19 protein-coding genes and 1 other RNA gene are annotated in these 19,796 nt (G+C 35.8%); 18 read left to right on the top strand and 2 right to left on the bottom strand.

Going from position 1 to position 19,796, the window contains the following annotated elements:
* The first annotated feature begins 26 nt into the window (after positions 1-26).
* The 7 genes from BCF58_RS06635 to BCF58_RS06665 all read left to right on the top strand — a co-directional run bounded on the left by BCF58_RS06635 (position 27) and on the right by BCF58_RS06665 (position 6,298).
* Positions 27-1,055 carry a tetratricopeptide repeat protein gene (locus tag BCF58_RS06635; protein ID WP_121460970.1) on the top strand — a complete coding sequence of 343 codons (1,029 nt, stop codon included), beginning with the start codon at positions 27-29 and terminating at the stop codon, positions 1,053-1,055.
* 158 nt (positions 1,056-1,213) lie between these two features.
* Positions 1,214-2,050 (top strand): 1,4-dihydroxy-2-naphthoyl-CoA synthase, encoded by an 837-nt coding sequence (locus BCF58_RS06640; protein ID WP_121460971.1) that lies wholly within the window; start codon positions 1,214-1,216, stop codon positions 2,048-2,050.
* 47 nt (positions 2,051-2,097) lie between these two features.
* Positions 2,098-2,643, top strand: a complete 546-nt coding sequence (locus BCF58_RS06645; protein ID WP_121460972.1) for a PH domain-containing protein — start codon at positions 2,098-2,100, stop codon at positions 2,641-2,643.
* Entirely contained in the window at positions 2,618-4,123 is a 1,506-nt protein-coding gene (locus tag BCF58_RS06650; protein WP_121460973.1) for a PH domain-containing protein, read from the top strand. Before BCF58_RS06645 ends, BCF58_RS06650 begins: the two co-directional genes overlap by 26 nt.
* Positions 4,123-5,052, top strand: a complete 930-nt coding sequence (menA, locus tag BCF58_RS06655) for a 1,4-dihydroxy-2-naphthoate octaprenyltransferase (RefSeq protein ID WP_121460974.1) — start codon at positions 4,123-4,125, stop codon at positions 5,050-5,052. Before BCF58_RS06650 ends, menA begins: the two co-directional genes overlap by 1 nt.
* Positions 5,053-5,064: 12 nt before the next feature.
* Positions 5,065-5,511, top strand: coding sequence for an SRPBCC family protein (locus BCF58_RS06660; RefSeq protein WP_121460975.1), 447 nt, complete (start codon positions 5,065-5,067; stop codon positions 5,509-5,511).
* A gap of 100 nt (positions 5,512-5,611) precedes the next feature.
* A complete protein-coding gene (locus tag BCF58_RS06665) occupies positions 5,612-6,298 on the top strand; it encodes a metal-dependent hydrolase (protein WP_121460976.1) in 687 nt (228 codons plus the stop codon).
* A 107-nt stretch (positions 6,299-6,405) separates the two neighbouring features.
* Here BCF58_RS06665 and ffs read toward each other — a convergent pair.
* An RNA gene (gene ffs / locus BCF58_RS06670) (signal recognition particle sRNA small type) lies at positions 6,406-6,503 on the bottom strand.
* A 131-nt stretch (positions 6,504-6,634) separates the two neighbouring features.
* Between ffs and BCF58_RS06675 the strand changes: the two genes are divergently transcribed.
* The 9 genes from BCF58_RS06675 to BCF58_RS06715 all read left to right on the top strand — a co-directional run bounded on the left by BCF58_RS06675 (position 6,635) and on the right by BCF58_RS06715 (position 14,856).
* Positions 6,635-7,234 (top strand): DUF4199 domain-containing protein, encoded by a 600-nt coding sequence (locus BCF58_RS06675; protein WP_121460977.1) that lies wholly within the window; start codon positions 6,635-6,637, stop codon positions 7,232-7,234.
* Positions 7,235-7,251: 17 nt separating this feature from the next.
* Entirely contained in the window at positions 7,252-8,202 is a 951-nt protein-coding gene (locus tag BCF58_RS06680; protein WP_121460978.1) for a glycosyltransferase family 2 protein, read from the top strand.
* 1 nt (position 8,203) lies between these two features.
* On the top strand, positions 8,204-8,905 hold the full coding sequence (locus BCF58_RS06685) for a GIN domain-containing protein (RefSeq protein WP_121460979.1): 702 nt from the start codon (positions 8,204-8,206) through the stop codon (positions 8,903-8,905).
* Positions 8,906-9,146: 241 nt separating this feature from the next.
* Entirely contained in the window at positions 9,147-10,862 is a 1,716-nt protein-coding gene (locus BCF58_RS06690; protein ID WP_121460980.1) for a phospho-sugar mutase, read from the top strand.
* Between the two features lie 172 nt (positions 10,863-11,034).
* On the top strand, positions 11,035-12,288 hold the full coding sequence (locus tag BCF58_RS06695; protein ID WP_121460981.1) for a pyridoxal phosphate-dependent aminotransferase: 1,254 nt from the start codon (positions 11,035-11,037) through the stop codon (positions 12,286-12,288).
* Between the two features lie 174 nt (positions 12,289-12,462).
* Complete coding sequence (locus tag BCF58_RS17575) at positions 12,463-12,678, top strand: four helix bundle protein (RefSeq protein ID WP_228434749.1); 216 nt, start codon at positions 12,463-12,465, stop codon at positions 12,676-12,678.
* 33 nt (positions 12,679-12,711) lie between these two features.
* Positions 12,712-13,434, top strand: coding sequence for a 3-deoxy-manno-octulosonate cytidylyltransferase (kdsB, locus tag BCF58_RS06705; protein WP_121460982.1), 723 nt, complete (start codon positions 12,712-12,714; stop codon positions 13,432-13,434).
* Positions 13,435-13,602: 168 nt separating this feature from the next.
* Entirely contained in the window at positions 13,603-14,265 is a 663-nt protein-coding gene (locus BCF58_RS06710; protein WP_121460983.1) for a histidine kinase, read from the top strand.
* Positions 14,266-14,280: 15 nt separating this feature from the next.
* Positions 14,281-14,856: a glutathione peroxidase gene (locus BCF58_RS06715; protein WP_121460984.1), complete on the top strand. Its 576-nt coding sequence runs from the start codon at positions 14,281-14,283 to the stop codon at positions 14,854-14,856.
* A gap of 71 nt (positions 14,857-14,927) precedes the next feature.
* On the opposite strand, the gene BCF58_RS06720 is transcribed toward BCF58_RS06715, so the two are convergent.
* On the bottom strand, positions 14,928-15,584 hold the full coding sequence (locus BCF58_RS06720; protein WP_121460985.1) for an NAD(P)H-binding protein: 657 nt from the start codon (positions 15,582-15,584) through the stop codon (positions 14,928-14,930).
* A gap of 102 nt (positions 15,585-15,686) precedes the next feature.
* Here BCF58_RS06720 and BCF58_RS06725 point away from each other — a divergent pair, with 102 nt between their 5' ends.
* Together BCF58_RS06725 and BCF58_RS06730 are read left to right on the top strand one after the other, a co-directional pair.
* On the top strand, positions 15,687-16,040 hold the full coding sequence (locus tag BCF58_RS06725; RefSeq protein ID WP_121460986.1) for an MmcQ/YjbR family DNA-binding protein: 354 nt from the start codon (positions 15,687-15,689) through the stop codon (positions 16,038-16,040).
* A gap of 9 nt (positions 16,041-16,049) precedes the next feature.
* Complete coding sequence (locus BCF58_RS06730; RefSeq protein ID WP_121460987.1) at positions 16,050-19,787, top strand: DUF3857 domain-containing protein; 3,738 nt, start codon at positions 16,050-16,052, stop codon at positions 19,785-19,787.
* The last annotated feature ends 9 nt before the right edge of the window (positions 19,788-19,796 follow it).

Below are 19,796 nucleotides of genomic sequence, written 5' to 3' on the forward strand. Positions count from 1 at the left end.
TTGTACAATAATATAAAATAGTGATTATGAAAAAGCTAATTTTAGGAATAGCGATCGTTTCATCAGCTTTTCTTTTCGGACAGAAAGAAGATGTAAACGCCAAGTTACAAAGCGCTAATAAAGCAGCTATGGATGCATATAACGCAAAAAATTATACAGCTGCAGCTCCTAAGTTTTTAGAAGTTTACAACTTATTGAAAACAAACGGACAGGAAGATAAAATATACATGTATTACGCTGGAATCAGTTATGCTTTAGCTAATAATAGTGATGAAGCTATTAAAATCTACACGGATCTGATCAATTCAGGATACACAGGTGTTCAGACCAATTATACTGCGAAAGAAAAAAAATCCGGGCAGGTTTCCACGTTTGACAAAAATACTTGGGAAGTATTGAAAAAATCTTCAGATTATACGGATTTCAAAACAGAACAGACTCCAAGTGTTGAGCCTGAACTGTATGAAACTTTAACAACCCTGCTTCTGAATGCTAAAAAGAATGATGAAGCTGCGGCAATCATTGAAAAAGGACTGGCTAAATTCCCTAATAATGCTAAGCTGAAAGATGCTCAGGGAACAGCCTATTACCAATCAGGTAATACAGATAAGTTTGTGGCTACCTTGAAAGAACAATTGGCTAAAAATCCTAATGATGCTACCAATTGGTATAATTTGGGAGTAATGCAGTCTAAAAACCCGGCAACATCCGCCGATGCAGAAGTATCTTTCAAAAAAGCAATTGAACTTAAGCCGGATATGGCCAATGCTCATCAGAATTTAGTGTATACTATTATTGGTGACGACAGCAAAATTGTAGAAGAAATCAATGCGCTTAGAAAAACCAATTCGGATGAAGCAACTAAAAAAATTCAGATCAGAAAAGACAGATTTGCGAAAGCATTGCCTTATGCAGAAAAATGGTATCAGGTAGACTCTAATAATATTGATGCTGTTTCTACACTGAAAGAAATTTATGCAGTTACAAAAAATACTGCGAAAATGGCTGAAATGAAAGCTAAGGAAGCTGAACTTCAGGCAAAACAACCTAAATAATACAATTATTTTACATCAATAAAAAACCGGAGCAATGTGTTCCGGTTTTTTTATGGTAAACCATCACTCAATTTGTATATTTTCTGGAAGATTTATCATCAATTTTCAATGTTAAAATTCTATGTAATTCCGTATCTTTGAGAAAAATTTTTACAAAAATGATCGAGTGGAAAACCGCCAGGGAATACGAAGATATTACCTATAAAAAAAGTAACGGTGTAGCAAGAATTGCTTTTAACAGACCCGAGATTCGTAATGCTTTCAGACCTAAGACTACTTCAGAACTATATGACGCTTTCTATGACGCTTATGAAGATCCTTCCATAGGGGTTGTTTTGCTTTCAGGAGAAGGACCGAGCCCGAAAGACGGAGGATGGGCCTTCTGCAGTGGAGGCGATCAAAAAGCAAGAGGACACCAAGGGTATGTAGGCGAAGACGGAAGACATCGTTTGAACATTTTAGAAGTTCAGCGTTTGATCCGTTTCATGCCTAAAGTAGTTATTGCCGTTGTTCCGGGTTGGGCAGTTGGTGGCGGTCATTCACTTCACGTCGTTTGCGATCTTACGTTAGCCAGTGAAGAACATGCTATTTTTAAGCAAACCGATGCCGATGTTACAAGTTTCGATGGTGGTTATGGTTCTGCCTACCTTGCTAAAATGGTAGGTCAGAAAAAAGCCCGTGAAATATTCTTTTTAGGAAGAAATTATTCAGCACAGGAAGCTTTCGAAATGGGAATGGTTAATAAAGTAGTGCCTCATGCCGAATTAGAGGACACAGCGTATGAATGGGCCCAGGAAATTTTAGCAAAATCTCCTACATCCATCAGAATGCTGAAGTTTGCTATGAATCTGACAGATGACGGAATGGTAGGGCAACAGGTTTTTGCAGGGGAAGCAACCCGTCTGGCTTATATGACGGATGAGGCAAAAGAAGGAAGAAATGCATTCCTGGAAAAGAGAAAGCCAAATTTCGGAGAAGATCAGTGGATATCATAAAAGAATCAAACCAGAAAACTGAGTTTTTTGGTTTTTTTATAGATTAAATGGAACAAAAATTTGATAATAAACAGCTTTTCGACTTAGAAATTCCGGATTTTGAAGATTTGGAGCTTATTCCCGTTTCTTCAAAATATTTTAACATCATAGTATTAAACAATATTTTATTTTCATTGTTTGTACTTGCCGGATTTTCAGTTGCTTATTTTTTCTTTCGTCATATATTTTCTTTGCCTCAGATCTGGATAAGTTTTACCGTGCTTGTTTTACTGATTGCTTATTTCTTTTTAAATGCCGTTATTGGCTTTAAATACCGGAAATATGCCGTTCGTGAAAACGATCTGGTTTACCAGCAGGGTTGGCTGAAAAGAACGTTGATCATTGTTCCTTTCAATAGAATTCAGCACATTAAAGTGGAACAGGGATGGCTTTCAAAAATCCTGAAGCTGAAATCAATTTCTGTATTTACGTCAGGAGTAGATAGCGGAGATCTATCCATTAAAGGACTTCCTGAAGAAACTGCAGAAGGGATCAATGATTTAATCCTTAAAAACATCAAGGCAGAAAATGATGATGATGGAGCAGGAGCATAATTCTTTTTTTGAGCCTCAGAGACAGTCTAAAACAGGAATCGCATTACTTTTTCTGTATTCTTTAGGACAAGTAGTCAGGAATTCATGGGCATTACTTTTTCTATTCCTTTTTAAAAAAAAGGATATAAGCCTGTCTATTATCATTCTTTCAATCCTTGTGGTTCTTGTTTTATTAATTGTTTCAGCGGTTCTAAAATATTATAACTTCAAATATTATATAGATCCGGAAAATGAGGAGTTTGTCATTCATCAGGGAATTATTAATAAATCAACCATTAAAATCAAAAAAGACAATATCCAGGAAGTTAATATCTCCCAGCCTTTTATTCACCGTATTTTCAATATCTATAAATTAGAAATTGATACTCCCGGAAGTTCGGAAAAAGAAATTTCCATCTCCGCGCTTTCTCATCAGAATGCTGTAGATTTAAAGAAATATCTTCTCGCTGAAAACAATGAAAAAGTTGAAACTAAAGTTGATTTTAATGAAGAGAAAATAAAAAACAAAACAATTAGTATTTCCACCCTTAGTTTGATAAAGTATGGATTTACTGCTAATTATGTTCAAAGTTTCTTTGCCTTAATAAGTTTGGGGCTTTACGGAATTTACCAGCTCAATGATTTGCTGGATAAAGCAGAATTTGAAACAAGAGTTGACTATGAAGAATTGAGTTCAAAGCTCATGACTTTTTCAATTCCCGTTATTGGCGGACTGGTCCTTTTTGTTATTGTTTTAGGAGTGTTGATTAATGTGATACGAACGCTGATCCGTTACTATAACTTTAAAATTGTTGAAAACGAACATCGTTTCTCATTGGAATATGGTTTATTCAACACCAAAAATTCAATTGTTACCAAAAACAAAGTACAGGTTGTTACCGAAACCCAAAACTGGATTCAGAAAAAGCTGAACGTTTCTTTTATTAAGTTTCTCCAGATCGGTAAAAAAGATGAAGATGAGAAAAATGTTTCGGCAATTCCGGGAATTCATACAACTGAAAAGGAAAAGCTTATTTTTTCCATCTGGCAACAGGAACCTGATTTCAAAGAGGCTCTTCAGCCGAACTTCAGGTGGCTTATCCTCAACAACATCAAGTGGGTGATCTTTCCATTGGTTTTAGTCTTTATTTTTTATAAACCCCTGTTTGTAGAGTATGGCTGGATTGTCGTGCTGTATGGTAGTATAGCGGAATTGTTTTTAATCATTTCATTCTTACATCTCAGACTTTATTACAACGAAAGATTCATCAGGCTGAAATCCGGAATCTGGGATATACATTACAGGACTTTTGAGATAGAAAAACTTCAGACTGTGAAAATTTCTCAGTATTTTTGGCAAAGAAAAACCAACCTCGGAACGATCACCTTATATACATCTGCAGGTAAGTTTGGATTTTCAGGAGTAGACTTTTCAAAAGCTAAAAAGCTTTTTAATTATATCATTTATAAAATAGAAATATCTAAAAATTATTCAAAATAATGTCGGATTGGATAAAAGCCGCGAGGCTGAGAACATTGCCGCTTTCCTTAAGCGGAATTATTATGGGAGCCTTTATTGCCAAATGGAGACTGTATGGTGAAGGCGGAACATGGGACTGGAAAATATTTGCATTAGCACTTTTGGTTACCTTATTGTACCAGATTTTATCAAATTATGCCAATGATTATGGAGACGGAGTGAAAGGTACCGATGCCAAGAGAATCAATGAAGCGGAATCCAGAGCAGTAGCTTCAGGAAGAATTACGGCAAAGCAAATGAAAAATGCAGTCATTCTTTTTTCCATATTATCTTTTGTAGCAACCGTTGCTTTATTGTACGTGGCTTTCATTCCGAAATATATGAATGAATTCTATATTTTCATAGGATTAGGAGTCGCAAGTATTTTAGCGGCAATTGGATATACGGTAGGAAAAAAACCTTACGGTTATATGGGATTGGGAGACATTTTCGTATTTATTTTTTTCGGGTTGGTTTCGGTTTGCGGAAGCTATTTTCTGTTTACCAAAACATTCAGCTGGGATATGCTGCTTCCGGGAACAGCAATAGGAATGATGAGTATGGCGGTTCTCAACCTTAATAACATGAGAGATATTGAAAGCGACAGGTTATCAGGAAAGAATAGCCTGGCTTTAAGACTAGGCTTTAAAAATGCCATGATTTATGAAATCATCTTATTGCAGCTTCCTTTGATCCTGATTCTTATCTTTTTTGGAGTGAATGGCTTCTTCCAGTCTCAGCAATATTATGTCTTCATTGTGATGATCTTATTGCTCCCTCTTATGAAGCTGAGAAGAAAAATAATGTCTGTAAAAGAACCCAAAGAGTTGGACCCGTTTTTAAAGCAAGTGGGAATCATGACCTTCATGATGGCGGTTCTTACTGCTTTCGGCCTTAATTATTTTAATTAAAAAATTACAATTATGAGTACTACAGCTTACGTGGAAGCTCAGATGCTTATCAGAAAACCGGTTGAAGAAGTCTTCGAGGCATTCATCAATCCTGAAGTAACTACCAATTTCTGGTTTACCAAATCTACCGGAAAATTAGAAGAAGGAAAAATAATTACCTGGGAATGGGAAATGTATGGAGCGAAATCAGATGTAAAGGTTAATCAGATTATTCCAAACCAATTGATCAAAACAGAGTGGGGAGAGCCTTCAACCCAAGTAGATTATGAGTTTAAAGAAATGGAGAGAGGAACTCTTGTCGTCATTAAAAGCTACGGATTTACGCAAACCGGTGATGATCTTGCAAAGATCATTAATGATAATACCGGAGGTTTCACGACTGTTCTGGATGGCTGTAAAGCTTATCTTGAACACAGAATCAAACTGAATTTAATAGAAGATAAATTTCCATCAAAATAATCATTCAAGCTTAGCTGAGTGAAACGCCTTTGCGAACTCAAGAACATACAGCTTGTAAAATCTTAGCGAGCTTTGCGTCTAAAAATAAAAGAAATTAAAAATGAAAATACAATTCTTAGGACAAAACTGCTTTTTGTTTACCTATAAAGACAAAACCATTTTAAGCGACCCTTTCTACAATTATCAGAAAGATCAGTCTGGTTTTGACATTACCGCTCAGAAAATAGATTATATCTTATTAACACATGCTCATGGAGATCATATTGCCGATGTGGAAGAAGTGTTACAGCATCATCCTGAAGCAACCCTTATTGCGGTTCCTGAAATCTGCGGATATTTCAAAAATGCTAAAAACACCGATGATGTGAACTTAGGAGGATCGGCAAAAATCGACGATCTTAAAATTTCCATGGTTCCGGCTCACCATACAAGTTCTTTTCCGGATGGAAGCTACGGAGGCGTTCCTGTAGGATATATTTTCAGACTTCCTGAAGGTAAAAACATTTATTTAGCGGGAGATACCGGTGTAATGGCGGATATGGAACTGTTCCCGAGATTATTCGGAAACATCGATTTATCTATTTTACCTATTGGAAGCCATTATACAATGTGTCCGAGAAAAGCCGCTTTTGCAGCAGCAGAATTATTGAAAACTCCAAAAGTGATCGGATGCCATTTTGATACATTTCCTCCTATAGAGATCAATCATGAAAGTGCATTACAGCATTTCAATGATAAAAATGTAGAGCTTGTTTTACCGAAATTGGGTGAGGAGTTTGAATTTTAATTGAGATAAGGGTAATTTGATCATGAGAAAGTTTGGGAATAGTAAAATATCTAACTTATGGAAACAAAAAAAGATAATTATCAAATTATCTCATTTCATCAAATTAAAAATGGCAAGCGATCTACATCACACCGCTACAACCGATTACCTTTGCTGCGTTCCCACCCTGGAGGATTCTCAGGAGCTGGTTGTGTAGGACTTGCCGGTGCAAAGATAGGAATTAATTATAAACTTGAAAATAATATAGAGAAAAAATAACCTGAAAAACGCTTTAACACTGCTAAAATACTGACATTTAGAGCAATAATTTTTCAGAAATTTTTCTAAAATAACATTATGACGAAGAGTCCATCCACATTAGGAATTATACTTTTTATAGCTACTATGATCGTTTTTTTCATAGTATATTACTTTTTTTCCGGAATCAACTATTTTGATACATCGCTCAAAATCAACGCATTCCTTTTGCCTGTTTTATATGCAGGTACGGCTTTCTGGTCTGTAAAATCTTACTGGAATAATCATAAGGTCGTTAGTTTCAGGGAAGCTTTCAAAAGAGCATTCGTGCCGATGTTTATCGGGGGAATTCTTTCTATTTTCAGCATATATGCTTTTTTTAATTTTGTTGATACGGATGCTAAGAAACTGTTGAACTATCAGTATGTAGAGAGACAAAAAGCCGAGTTGGACAAAGAATATACTTCAGCCAGAAAAATATTGAAACACCAGAAAGATATTGATGAGCTGGACCAAAAATATAAAGAAAGAAGCCAGAGTTTCACTCCCGAAGCCGTTAAAGGAAAAGATATGCTTACAGCCAGTCATTTTTCCGGATATTTTGCGGCAATTCTTATATTTTATGTAGTTTTGTCATTGTTTTTCGGAGCGTTTTTCAGAACAAAAACAATCTATCAGGAAACAATCACCCAAGAATAAATTTTTACCAGAATTAAATGAAAGTATCTATAGTTATTCCGCTATTGAATGAGGAAGCCTCTTTGGAAGAGCTTTTTTCAAGAATCGATGATGTTTGTAGGACCAACAGCTTATCCTATGAAATATGGTTCGTAGACGACGGAAGTACAGACTTATCATGGAATATCATCGAGAACCTGAAAATACAGCATCCTCAGATTCATGCGATTAAGTTTTCCAGAAATTATGGAAAATCGCAGGCACTACACGCTGCTTTTGAAAGGGCAAACGGGGATGTGGTCATCACTATGGATGCCGATCTTCAGGATTTTCCGGAAGAAATTCCTGAATTATATAACATGGTAATAGAGGATAATTATGATATTGTTTCCGGATGGAAAAAGAAACGTTTCGATAATGTAATGACGAAAAATGTTCCCTCCAAACTATTCAACGCTGCTGCCAGAAAAGTATCCGGAGTGTATCTGCATGATTTCAACTGTGGTTTGAAAGCCTATAAAAAACAAGTGGTAAAATCGATTGATGTATATGGAGATATGCATAGATATATCCCGGTTTTGGCTGCTAATGCAGGCTTCAGAAGAATTACGGAAAAAGAAGTACAGCATCAGGCAAGGCCTTACGGAACCTCAAAATTCGGAACGGAAAGATTCATTCGTGGATTTTTAGACCTCATAACCCTTTGGTTTGTAAGTCGTTTCGGAGGAAGACCCATGCATTTTTTCGGAGCGGTGGGAACCTTGATGTTTATTGTAGGGTTTCTTTCTGCTCTTTGGTTGGGAATCTCCAAATTAATTGACGTTTCCAAAGGAATTTACGGACATCTGATTACCAGTAACCCTTGGTTTTACATTGCCTTGACTATGATGATCATGGGGACACTGCTTTTTATAGCAGGATTTTTAGGAGAAATGATTATCAGAACCAACAGAGAACATAAGAATTACAATATTGATGAAGTGATTTAATATGAAGAATCTTTTATACGGAATAGCCGTTTTTGCATTAGTCTCCTGTGGAAAAATTTCTCCAAAAGGAAATATTGAAAATAAAACAGTGGATGTTTCAGAGTTTGTAAATCTTGATATGGATGGAAAATTCCGTGTATTCTATGCAAGAGGAATGAAGAATTTTGTGGAAATAGAAACCTATCCGAATGTTACCAATAACTTAGATATTGATGTGAAAGATAAAACACTTTTCATTAAAGAAAAAAGAGGAACAAAAGGGGTAGATTTTTATAACATAACCATTTATTCAAAATATAATCTTGAAAAAGTTTCTATTTCGGATTCCGTGGAAATGAATATTTCAAGTGAAATAAAAACCGATAATTTTAGGCTCAATTTGAAAAATAACGCTACTTTTATGGGTTCGGTAAACACCAGAAGGGCAGAAATAGAAATGCAGAACAGAAGCAGGGCCAACTTTCGTGGGTTTACTAAACAGGCGGTGATCAAGATTTCAGATACAGCAAGTTTAATTGCTCCTTACTGGAAAATCGACAACCTGGATATTGATTCCAAAAACGGGAATTATGCAGAAGTGAATGTAAAAGATTCTCTAAAAGGACATATCCAGAATACCGCGAAATTTTTGTATTATAACGACCCGATTCGAGCGTTTAAGATAGATAAAACAACAAAGGTTGAGAATAAAAAACTGGAATAAGCAAAGGCTGGAAGTCTGAAGCAGGATGAAGGAAGATTTCCAGCTGCCAACTTCAATCTTCCAACCCAAAAAGAAAGAACAATGAGTTTATATAATGAAAGTTATAACCTGATGAATCAAATTATAGCTTTCAGAAACCAAATAAAGGAATAATGAATAATAAGCTGAAACTTTGAAACAGGATAATGGAAAACTTCCAGCTCCCAGCTTCAATCTTCCAGCCCAAAAACGAAATACAAATATGACAACATTAGAAAAAGCAAAACTTTGGTTAAGCGATACCTTTGATCAGGAAACAAGAGATGCTGTTCAATTACTGATTGATAGTAATTCTCCCGATCTGGAAGACTCTTTCTACAGAGAATTGGAGTTCGGAACAGGAGGTATGCGTGGAATTATGGGTGTTGGAACCAATCGTTTAAATAAGTATACATTAGGTCAAGCTACACAGGGGCTTGCGAACTATATGCTGAAGCAGTTTCCTAATGAAGAAATTAAAGTAGCTATTGCCTACGACGTTAGAAATAATTCAAAAGAATTTGGAAAACTGGTTGCTGATGTTTTAACGGCAAACGGAATCAAGGTGCTTCTTTTTAAAGATCACAGACCAACGCCTGAATTGTCATTTACCGTTCGTGATAAAAATTGTAACGGAGGAATCGTATTGACCGCCTCTCACAATCCACCGGAATATAACGGCTACAAAGTATATTGGAATGACGGGGCACAAATTGTTCCTCCGCATGATGAAGCCATTATCAACGAAGTATATTCCGTAAAATTTGATGAAATCAAGTTCAATGGAAATGATGACCTGATCGAATGGATAGGAGAAGAACAGGATGATGTGTATATTGATGCGTGTATTGAAAACTCTACCTATCAGAACGTAGGAAAAGAAAATTTAAATATCGTTTTCACCTCTATTCATGGAACAACGTATACAACAGTTCCTAAAGCTTTAGAAAAAGCAGGTTTCAAGAAAATTGACCTGGTAAGGGAACAAATGATCCCGAGCGGAAATTTCCCAACGGTAGATTCTCCAAACCCGGAAGAACCCGCAGCGTTGGAAATGGCAATGGATCTGGCAAAAATTACCAACGCAGACATCGTTATCGGAACAGATCCGGATGGAGACAGATTGGGGATTGCCGTAAGAAACCTTGACGGTGAAATGCAGTTACTGAACGGAAATCAAACCAACACTATTCTTACTTATTATATTCTGAATGAATGGAGAAAACAGGATAGAATAACAGGAAGCGAATTCATTGGTTCTACTATCGTAACTTCAGATATTTTCTTCGATATCGCTCAGAAATTCGGAGTTCAGTGTAAAGCGGGACTTACAGGATTCAAATGGATCGGTAAAATGATCCGTGAAGCCGAAGGAAAAGAAAAATTTGTCTGTGGTGGGGAAGAAAGCTTCGGATTTATGACCGGAGATTTTGTTCGCGATAAAGATTCTTGCGGAAGTATCGTTCTGGCCTGTGAAATTGCAGCATGGTGTAAAGCCAACGGAAGAACAATGTACCAGTACATGATCGAGGTTTACGAAAATGTGGGAATGTACTATGAAGGATTGGTCAACCTTGTCAGAAAAGGAAAAGACGGAGCAGAAGAAATCCAGAATATGATGAAGAATTTCCGTGAAAACCCACCTAAGCAATTAGCAGGTTCTTTAGTGGAAGAAGTGAAAGATTTTAAAGAGCAGACCAATTTCATCGTATCTCAAAACGAGAAGAAAGTGATGAATGACATTCCAAAATCGAATGTACTGATTTATTACACTCAGGATGGAACTAAAGTTTGTGTGAGACCTTCAGGGACAGAACCGAAAATTAAATTTTATATCTCAGTAAAAGATTCCATCACTTCTGAAGCAGATTTCAGAGAGAAATTGCAGATTTTGGAAGCGAAAATAGAGCAGGTAAAAAACGACTTGCAGTTAACATAAGCATGAGTTAGAAGTTATGAGCTATGAATTATGAGTGAAAGCATTATCCGGAAAATCCGGCAATGGAAATTTTAAAAATGATACGGAGCATAATCATCACTACAAAAATAAAACTCATAACTCATAATTAATAACTTATAACAGTAATAAGATAACATAAATAAAAATAAAAGTGAAAGTTTCAAAATTAGCGGCGAACCTGATTGGTTCTGAAATTGTAAAAATTGGTAATGAAGTAAATGAATTAAAGGCGAAAGGAGCAGAAATAGCCAATCTTACTATTGGTGATCTGAATTCCAATATCTATCCGATACCGGCAAAGTTGAAGGAAGAGATTCAGAAAGCTTATCAGAATAATCTGACAAATTATCCGCCTGCTAATGGACTTTTATCTTTAAGAAAAGAAGTTTCCAAAGACTTAAAAAACAGATGGAATTTGGAATATTCCCCGAATGATATTTTGATCACAGCAGGTTCAAGACCTTTGATCTATGCTGTCTACAAAACCATCGTTGATGAAGGGGATAAAGTAGTGTATCCAACTCCATCCTGGAATAACAATCACTACGCATATCTTACTTCAGCGAACGGAGTGGAAGTAAAAACAACTCCTGAAAATAATTTCCTGCCTACAGCAGATGACTTAAGACCTCATTTGGAAGGAGCTGTTTTACTGGCATTGTGTTCTCCATTAAACCCAACGGGAACAATGTTCACCAAAGACCAGCTTTCAGAAATCTGCGAATTGGTCTTAGCTGAGAACAAAAAAAGAGGTGAGAATGAAAAGCCGTTGTACTTAATGTATGACCAGATTTATTCAAACCTTACATTCGGGGCAAAACACTTCGATCCTGTTTCCCTTTTCCCTGAAATGAAAGAATATACTGTTTACATCGATGGAATTTCCAAATGCCTTGCTGCGACAGGAGTTCGTGTAGGGTGGGGATTCGGTCCTGCTCATATCATTGATAAAATGAAAGCCCTTCTTACACACGTTGGAGCCTGGGCACCAAAACCGGAACAGGAAGCTACTGCAAAATTCTATGAAGAGCCTGAAAATGTGGATACTTTTGTAGAAGACTTTAAAGCAAAGCTTGAGGCAAGTTTAAAAATTCTTCACAATGGAATTCAGGACTTAAAAGGAAAAGGATTAGCTGTAGAAAGCATTGAACCGATGGGAGCATTGTACCTTACCATCAAATTAGATTACATCGGAAAAACAAAACCGGATGGATCTGTTATTGAAAATTCATCAGATTTAGTATTCTATCTGATCAACGAAGCGGGTGTGGCTTTAGTTCCGTTCTCAGCATTTGGAGAAGATAAATCCGAGCCTTGGTTCCGTGCTTCAGTAGGAGGATTAGACATCCATGAAATTGAAGTGATGATGCCAAAATTGGAAAACGCATTAAACAATTTGAAATAAAACCCATAGAGTTATAAGTTGTGAGTTATGAATTATGAGTGAGAGCATTGTTGGGAAAAAGAGTTTTGAATTTGCGGTAGATATTGTTAACTTTTATAAAAAAATTACTACTGAAAAAGAGAATTTGTTTTATCCAAACAATTACTTCGTTCAGGAACTTCTGTTGGAGCTAATATTAGAGAAGCCTTAAATGCACAAAGCAAAATGGATTTCATCCATAAGCTGTCTATTTCTCAAAAAGAATGTGACGAAACAGTTTACTGGCTTGAGCTACTATTTGCTACAGATTACATTTCTAAAGAAGAGTTTGAAAATTTAAAAAATAAGGCTTTAGAGATATTGAAAATGATACGAAGTATTATAATAACTACAAAAAGTAAAAACTCATAATTCACAACTCATAACTCATAACTCATAACTTTTATGAAAATAATCGCAGTCATTCCCGCTCGTTATGAGGCAAGCCGTTTTCCCGGAAAATTGATGCAGATTTTAGGAGAAAAAACGGTCATTACAACGACGTATCGAAATGTTGTTGAAACTGGCTTATTCGATGAAGTTTTTGTTGCCACAGACTCTGAAATTATTTTTGATGAAATTGTGAATAATGGCGGAAAAGCTGTTATGACGGGACAGCATGAAACGGGAAGTGACCGTATTGCAGAAGCGGTACAGAATATAGATTGTGATATTGTGATCAATGTTCAGGGAGATGAGCCTTTCCTGAAATTAGAACCTTTGAAGCAATTGATTGAAGTATTTAAAGAAGATCATAATCAGGAAATCTCTTTAGCCTCTTTAAAAATAAAGCTTTCCGAAAAAGAAGAAATAGAAAATCCGAATAACGTAAAAGTGATTACGGATAATAATGGTTTTGCCTTATATTTCAGCCGTTCTGTAATTCCTTTCCACAGGGAAATTTCTTATGATGTAAGCTATTTTAAGCATATTGGTGTGTATGCATTCAGAAAGCATGCTTTGCTCCAGTTTTCAAAGCTGGAAATGAAACCTTTGGAAATATCTGAAAAAATTGAATGTATCCGATATCTGGAATATGGTATGAAAATCAAAATGATAGAAACCAATTTCATCGGAGTAGGAATAGATACACCGGAAGACCTGGAAAAAGCAAGAAAACTACTCTGAAAGTCGTAAAATTGCTTTTTTGTGAATAGGTTTTTAACAAATAGCATAGACTTTTTGCAAATTCACCTTTGCTATTCTGTAAATCTATTTTTCAGTCATTACTTTAGCATATTATTAACAAAAGAATTCACCACAAAGCCTTATATTTGAATTGATAAAATTGAATTAATGAAGAAATTAGTTTTAGTATTGATCCTGATATTCTCTCAATTATCCTTTGCGCAAACGGCGAAGGAAATTATAGATAAAAATATTGAATTATCCGGAGGATTAACGAATTGGAAGCTGTTGAATTCAGTATTACTTCAAGGAAAAGTAATCCTGGGAATTAAGGATGAATATCCGATCAAGATTTACCAGCAACGTCCCAATCTTACTAAAACACTTATTACCATAGGCAACAAGGAAACACCTATTGAAGGATATGATGGTAATAAAGGGTATGCAATGAATTATGCAGCCAACAAACTTCAGGAATATAAAGATTATGTGGCAGAAAATTTCGACAATGATTTCATCGACTGGGAAAGTAAAGGTTTTGAAGCCAAATATCTCGGAAAAGAAAAGATAGGCAATATCTACTGCCATAAAGTAGAGCTTACTAAAAATGTCAATAAAAACATATACTATTTCGATGCAAAGACGTACATGCTTTTAAGGGAAGTAAAGAAAGATGAAACGTTGAATTATTCTGAGTATAAAAAAGTTGGAAATCTTACAATGCCTTTCAGAATTGAATCTTTAAGCCCTAAAAAAGATGGAGATTATGTAATGCTCATCAATAAAATTGATATCAACAAAGTATTCCCTGCCAATACTTTTAAGTTTTAAACAACAATAATAAATATGAAAAAGATTTTTTTAGTACTGCTTTCTTTTGTTGCATTTTTACAAAGCTGCACCAATCAGAAAAGTGAAATCTCTAAAGCTAAAACCAACGAACTTATGGGAAAAACGATATACGACTTCAAAGTGGAAAGCCTTGATGGCAAAGAAATCAACTTTGCAGATTTTAAAGGAAAGAAAATCCTTATTGTTAATACAGCTTCCGAATGCGGTTTTACCCCACAATATGCCGATTTGGAAAAAGTATATGAAGATTATAAAGATAAATTGGTAGTTGTAGGTTTCCCGGCCAATAATTTTGGTGGGCAGGAACCCGGAACGAATACTGAGATCGGAGCTTTTTGCCAGAAAAATTATGGAGTAACATTCCCTATGGCTGCAAAAGTTTCCGTAAAAGGTGACGACACAGCTCCGATATTCAAATATTTAACGGAAAAAGACTTAAACGGAGTGAAAAACACAACCATCCTTTGGAACTTCACCAAATTTTTAGTGGACGAAAACGGAAAACTGGTTGATTCCTTCGTAAGTACTACGAAACCTACGGATGAAGCGATTACGAAGTATTTGAAATAAATATTAAATATAAAAAAGGTTCTGGCGGTGTGAAACACCGCCAGAACCTTTTTTATTACTTATTGATCCAGTTATTCATTACTCTTCTCCGCAAAACAAAATATATTCCCCAATTTTATACTGGAGTAACCATAGCTTTTTATCTTGGATGAATTAATCATTGCTTTGGCCAAGACATCCGTAGGTAAAGGGGTCTGGCTTTCTAAAAGACCTAGTTTGTTAGCAAATTTAATAATCCGGCTGCCTAAAACTTCTCCCGCTCTCTCGGAATCTTTTCTTTCCAGCATTCCAGGTTTAAAGATCGTGATCTTATTAAAATGCAGTTCTTTCACCGCTTCTTCGAGTTCCCCCTTCATTTTTGAATAGAATATTTTAGATTTAGGATTGGCGCCGTACGCAGAAACCAGGATATAATCTTCCACTTCATTTTCTTTGGCTGCTTTGGCGAAATCATATTGATAATTGAAATCCACTTTTCTCTGAGCTTCTTTGCTCCCTGCATCTTTAAGAGTTGTTCCCAAGCATGAAAAGGCAACATCTCCTTTGACCAGATCTTTCCATTCTTCCGGATTTTCGAAATTCACTACATGAACTTTCAGCTTATCGTCCTGAATAGTTACAGGTTTTCTTACAAAAATATCGACTTCTTCGAAATCTTTATCGTTGAGCAGTTGGCTCACCAAATCTTTACCTGTAGCACCTGTTGCGCCAATGACCAGAGCTTTCATAACAAATTCAAGGTTTTGATTAAATAAAATTCAAGTTTCTCTTTTAAATTTACAAAAATTTAATAATATTGAGTATTTAAATTTGAAGTATATTCAATAACCATGGACACAAATGAAATATTAGACTATTGCCTGGCTAAAAAGGGCGTTACAGAAACCTTTCCTTTTGATAGCGAGACATTGGTAATGAAGGTAGGAACTAAAATGTTTCTATTAATACCTTTAGAAAAACAACCCTTTTCCATCAACGTAAAAACCGATCCTGAATGGAGTGCGGAGCTTCGTGAAAGATATCCGCAGATTACAGGGGCTTATCACATGAATAAAACCCATTGGAACTCCGTTTTGGTAGATGGGTTAAAAAGAGAACTTATTCTACAGCTGATTGACCAGTCTTATGATTTAGTATTTAAATCATTAACCAAGAAAATTCAAAACACAATTTTAAATTCATAACCATTAAATATGAGGAAAATATTAATTTCCGCTGTCTACTTCCTGTCGGTAAGTGCATTTGCGCAATCCAAAGAACAAATGAAAACCTGGGATCTTTTGTTGAATAACAAAAGATTAGAAGCAAGGAACTATTTTGATAAAAATTTAAAAGACCATAAATTAAAAGACTTCGAATCTCTTTTTCTGGATGCATTGATTGAGGAAGAAAGCGGAGAGCTGATCTTTGATGAAACGTTTGTTAAGAATTTTATTGCCCTTAAACCGGAAGAAACCTATTTATATCCCATTTTCAAAAAGAAATTTGTATTTGGAGATAGTGAAGACAGCGGATTGGATGATTACTCTTATAAAAAAATCGATCTTCTTGCACAGGATGGAGTGTATGGAAATTCACCTACCGTTCTTGAAGTCAAGGCGATATTGGACAGACGACGAAACAATTCTCAGGAAGCCGATAAAGCAATTGATAAGATTAAAAGAATTGATAAATGGCAGTTTGCAGGAGTCTTTGAAAACCTTAACGGAAGTGGCTTATATAATGAGTATGAACCGGAAACGTATGCTAACAATGATAAACTATTCAATGCTAACAGTTTTGGAAATGTAGGGTGGTACAACAGAAAATATCCTTCTAATGACGGCTTCGAATTTTTTGTCAATGAACTGGAGTACGGAAGGGGAATCGTGTATGCCCAATCTTTCGTTGAAAATCCTACTGAGAAGAAAATTCTCCTGGAAGTGGATACCAATGCAGAATTCAGGTTATTTTTAAATGATACGGAAATCCTGTCGAGCACCAGCGATGGATATACCAATCTCGGAGCTCATTTGGTGGAAGTTACCTTGCCTAAAGGGATGAACAGGCTGCTTTTAAAGTTTGATGCAAAAAGCGTCAGAAATGCTTTTATGGTCATTCCTTTTGATACCAGTTACCAGAGAATTACTGATCTGAAATACTCGGACACCTATCAAACCTATCAGAAAAGCACATGGGCTCAGCTACAGCCTAAGGAAATACCATTGCAATACGAAACATTCTTTAAAGAAAAAATTAAGCAGAATCCAGACAGCTTTTTCTATAAATATCTTTTAACATCTGCCTATTTAAGCAATTTCCAGAATGAACAGGCTAAAGAATTCATCGATGAATTCCTGAAAGTATATCCGAAATCTTCTCTTGTACAGGGATTACTTACCAATTACTATAACAATATAGAAGATGCAGAGAAGGTTTCAGAAGTATTCAAGAATATTGAACTCAATGATGCTGAATACTTCCTGGTTCCTATCATGAAAATGGGAGATTGGGATAAGTTTGAAAATGCACCGATCAAGGATATTGAGAAATACAGGGATGTATTGGCAAAAACAAAGGCTAAGAATATGTCTGAATTCTTTGATGTTATTATAGCCATGAGAAACAGGGATATGGATAAAGTGAAATCCCATATTACCAATCTGAAGAAAAACTATGGGGTGAATGAAAAATTCTTTGCCGTATTTACTCCTTTGGAAGACTTTGATAAAAAAGACCAGAGTGTGACCATCAAAAAATTTGAAGAGGCTTACGAGAAAAGAGTGAACCCGGATGTTATGGAAATGCTATACAGTTATTATCAGAAAGCCAATCGAGTAGAGGACCAGAAAAAAATCCTGAAAAAATATATAGAATTATACCCTTCCATCAATTCTTTCAGAAGCCAGTATATAAGTCTTTTGGATGATCATGCCCAGAATCAGGAAATTATGAAGGAAGTGGAAGATGCATTGGGTAATTTTCCATACTCTTACACATTACTTGCCGAGAAAGCTGAAAACCTGGCCAAACAAAATAAAAAGGCCGAAGCCGTGAAATTTGCCAAACTTGCCCTTTCGCATAATACTGAAAATGAGGGTATGCATAAGCTGGTGAGAGATTTGGACCAAACGGAAGACGAGATCGATCAGACCGCAATAAAAGATTTGTATAAATTAATTGCAGAAAGAAGAAGCAAAGGAATAAAAGGTAAAAAGGGAGTCACCGTACTTTTGGACGAATATATTGCTAATATATATCCGGAAGGAGGATTGAAAAAAAGAAGTACCTATGCCTATGAAATTACCTCGGATAAAGGAATTGAGGAAATGAAGGAATATTACATCAACTACAATGATGATGTCCTGAAATCTGAAATCGTAAAGCCGGATGGAACTATTATTCCGGGTGAAGAATCCGATGATCAGATTGTATTCACCAATCTGGCTATCGGGGACGTCATTCTTATCCAAAAAGAAAACCTGGAAAGAAGTGGCGGCAGGTTTTATAAAGATTTTAATTTAAGCTCTTATTTCAACTCGGAATATCCGGTTGTAGAATCCATATTTACAGTTATCACCCCTGAAAGTATGAATTATCAGGTTAAAAATAACAATAAAGAGATCAGTTCTACCAAAAAGAAATCAGGAAACAAATTATTCCAGACCTGGAAGCTGAATGATCTTCCTGAATTAGACTTAGAAGAATATTATGGTCCTGGTTTTTATGATGCTACCATTTCAGTGACGGCCAACTCAATCAAAACATGGCAGGAAATTGCCAACTGGTATGCTGACGTTACCAAAAAAAGCATGGTTTCCGATAAAGTAGTGGAAAAGGCATTTAAGGAAATATTCCCACAGGGAGTTTCGGGAATGTCAGATACAGAGAAAGCAGAAAAAATTTATAACTATATTGAAAAAAATGTTACGTATAGTTCTGTAGACTTCCGTCAGAGCGGCTACATTCCGCAAAAACCATCCAAAACGTTAGTTACCAAACTCGGAGACTGTAAAGACCTTTCCACATTATTTGTAATTTTAGGCAATCAGGCTGGGTTAAAATCCAACCTTGTCCTGGTTCAGACCAATAACAATTCTCCACAATTGCTATTATTACCGAACCTGAACTTCAACCATTGTATCGTTAAAGTTAATCTCGATGGCAAAGAAACTTATCTTGAAATGACTGATAAATATCTTCCCTTCAATGCAACGGTAAAATCCAATTATAAGGCAAAAGCATTGGTAATTAATGGCGGGCCTGCCAATTTAATAGACATTTCGGCAGATAACAATACAAGATCCGTATACAGAACGGTGAGTGATGTAACCGTAGACGGAGATAATCAGAACTTTCTTACCAAACAATATGTGATGGGAGAAACAAAAAGCTATTTCAATGATTTCTTCCAGCCGGAGCAAACGGATGAATTCCGGAAGAAAGCTATGGAAGAGCAATATGGTTCCGTGCTGGATAAAGTAATCAGTGTGAAAGGGATCAAGCTGTTGGAGAGTAAAGATCTTACGGCAAAACCATTAGCTTATGAAATCCAGTTTAATGTGAATGATAAGCCACAATCCGTCGGAAGCCTTAAGATTATGAAAATACCTTTTGTAACCAAGCCCTTTACCAAAGAAATTATTGCTACGGAACACAGGAATACGGATATTCAGTACACCAAATACGAAAGACAGAACGAATATATGGAAGAAGTATACCTGAATATTCCTGAAACTATGAAATTTATTGAGATTCCGGAGAATAAAACTTTAGCTTACAACAACTTCAAATATGCTGTCAGTTACGAATTGCAGAAAAACAACAGGCTGAAAATTACAAGGACGGCCATTACACCGTGGGATAATATCAAAAAAGAACAATATCCTGAGTTTAAAAAATTCGTGGAAGAAGCCATCAATTCTGAAAACCAGATTTTAGGATATAAATAACAAAGGAAA

The organism is Chryseobacterium defluvii, assembly GCF_003634775.1.
In the GTDB taxonomy this organism is placed as follows: Bacteria; Bacteroidota; Bacteroidia; order Flavobacteriales; family Weeksellaceae; genus Chryseobacterium; species Chryseobacterium defluvii.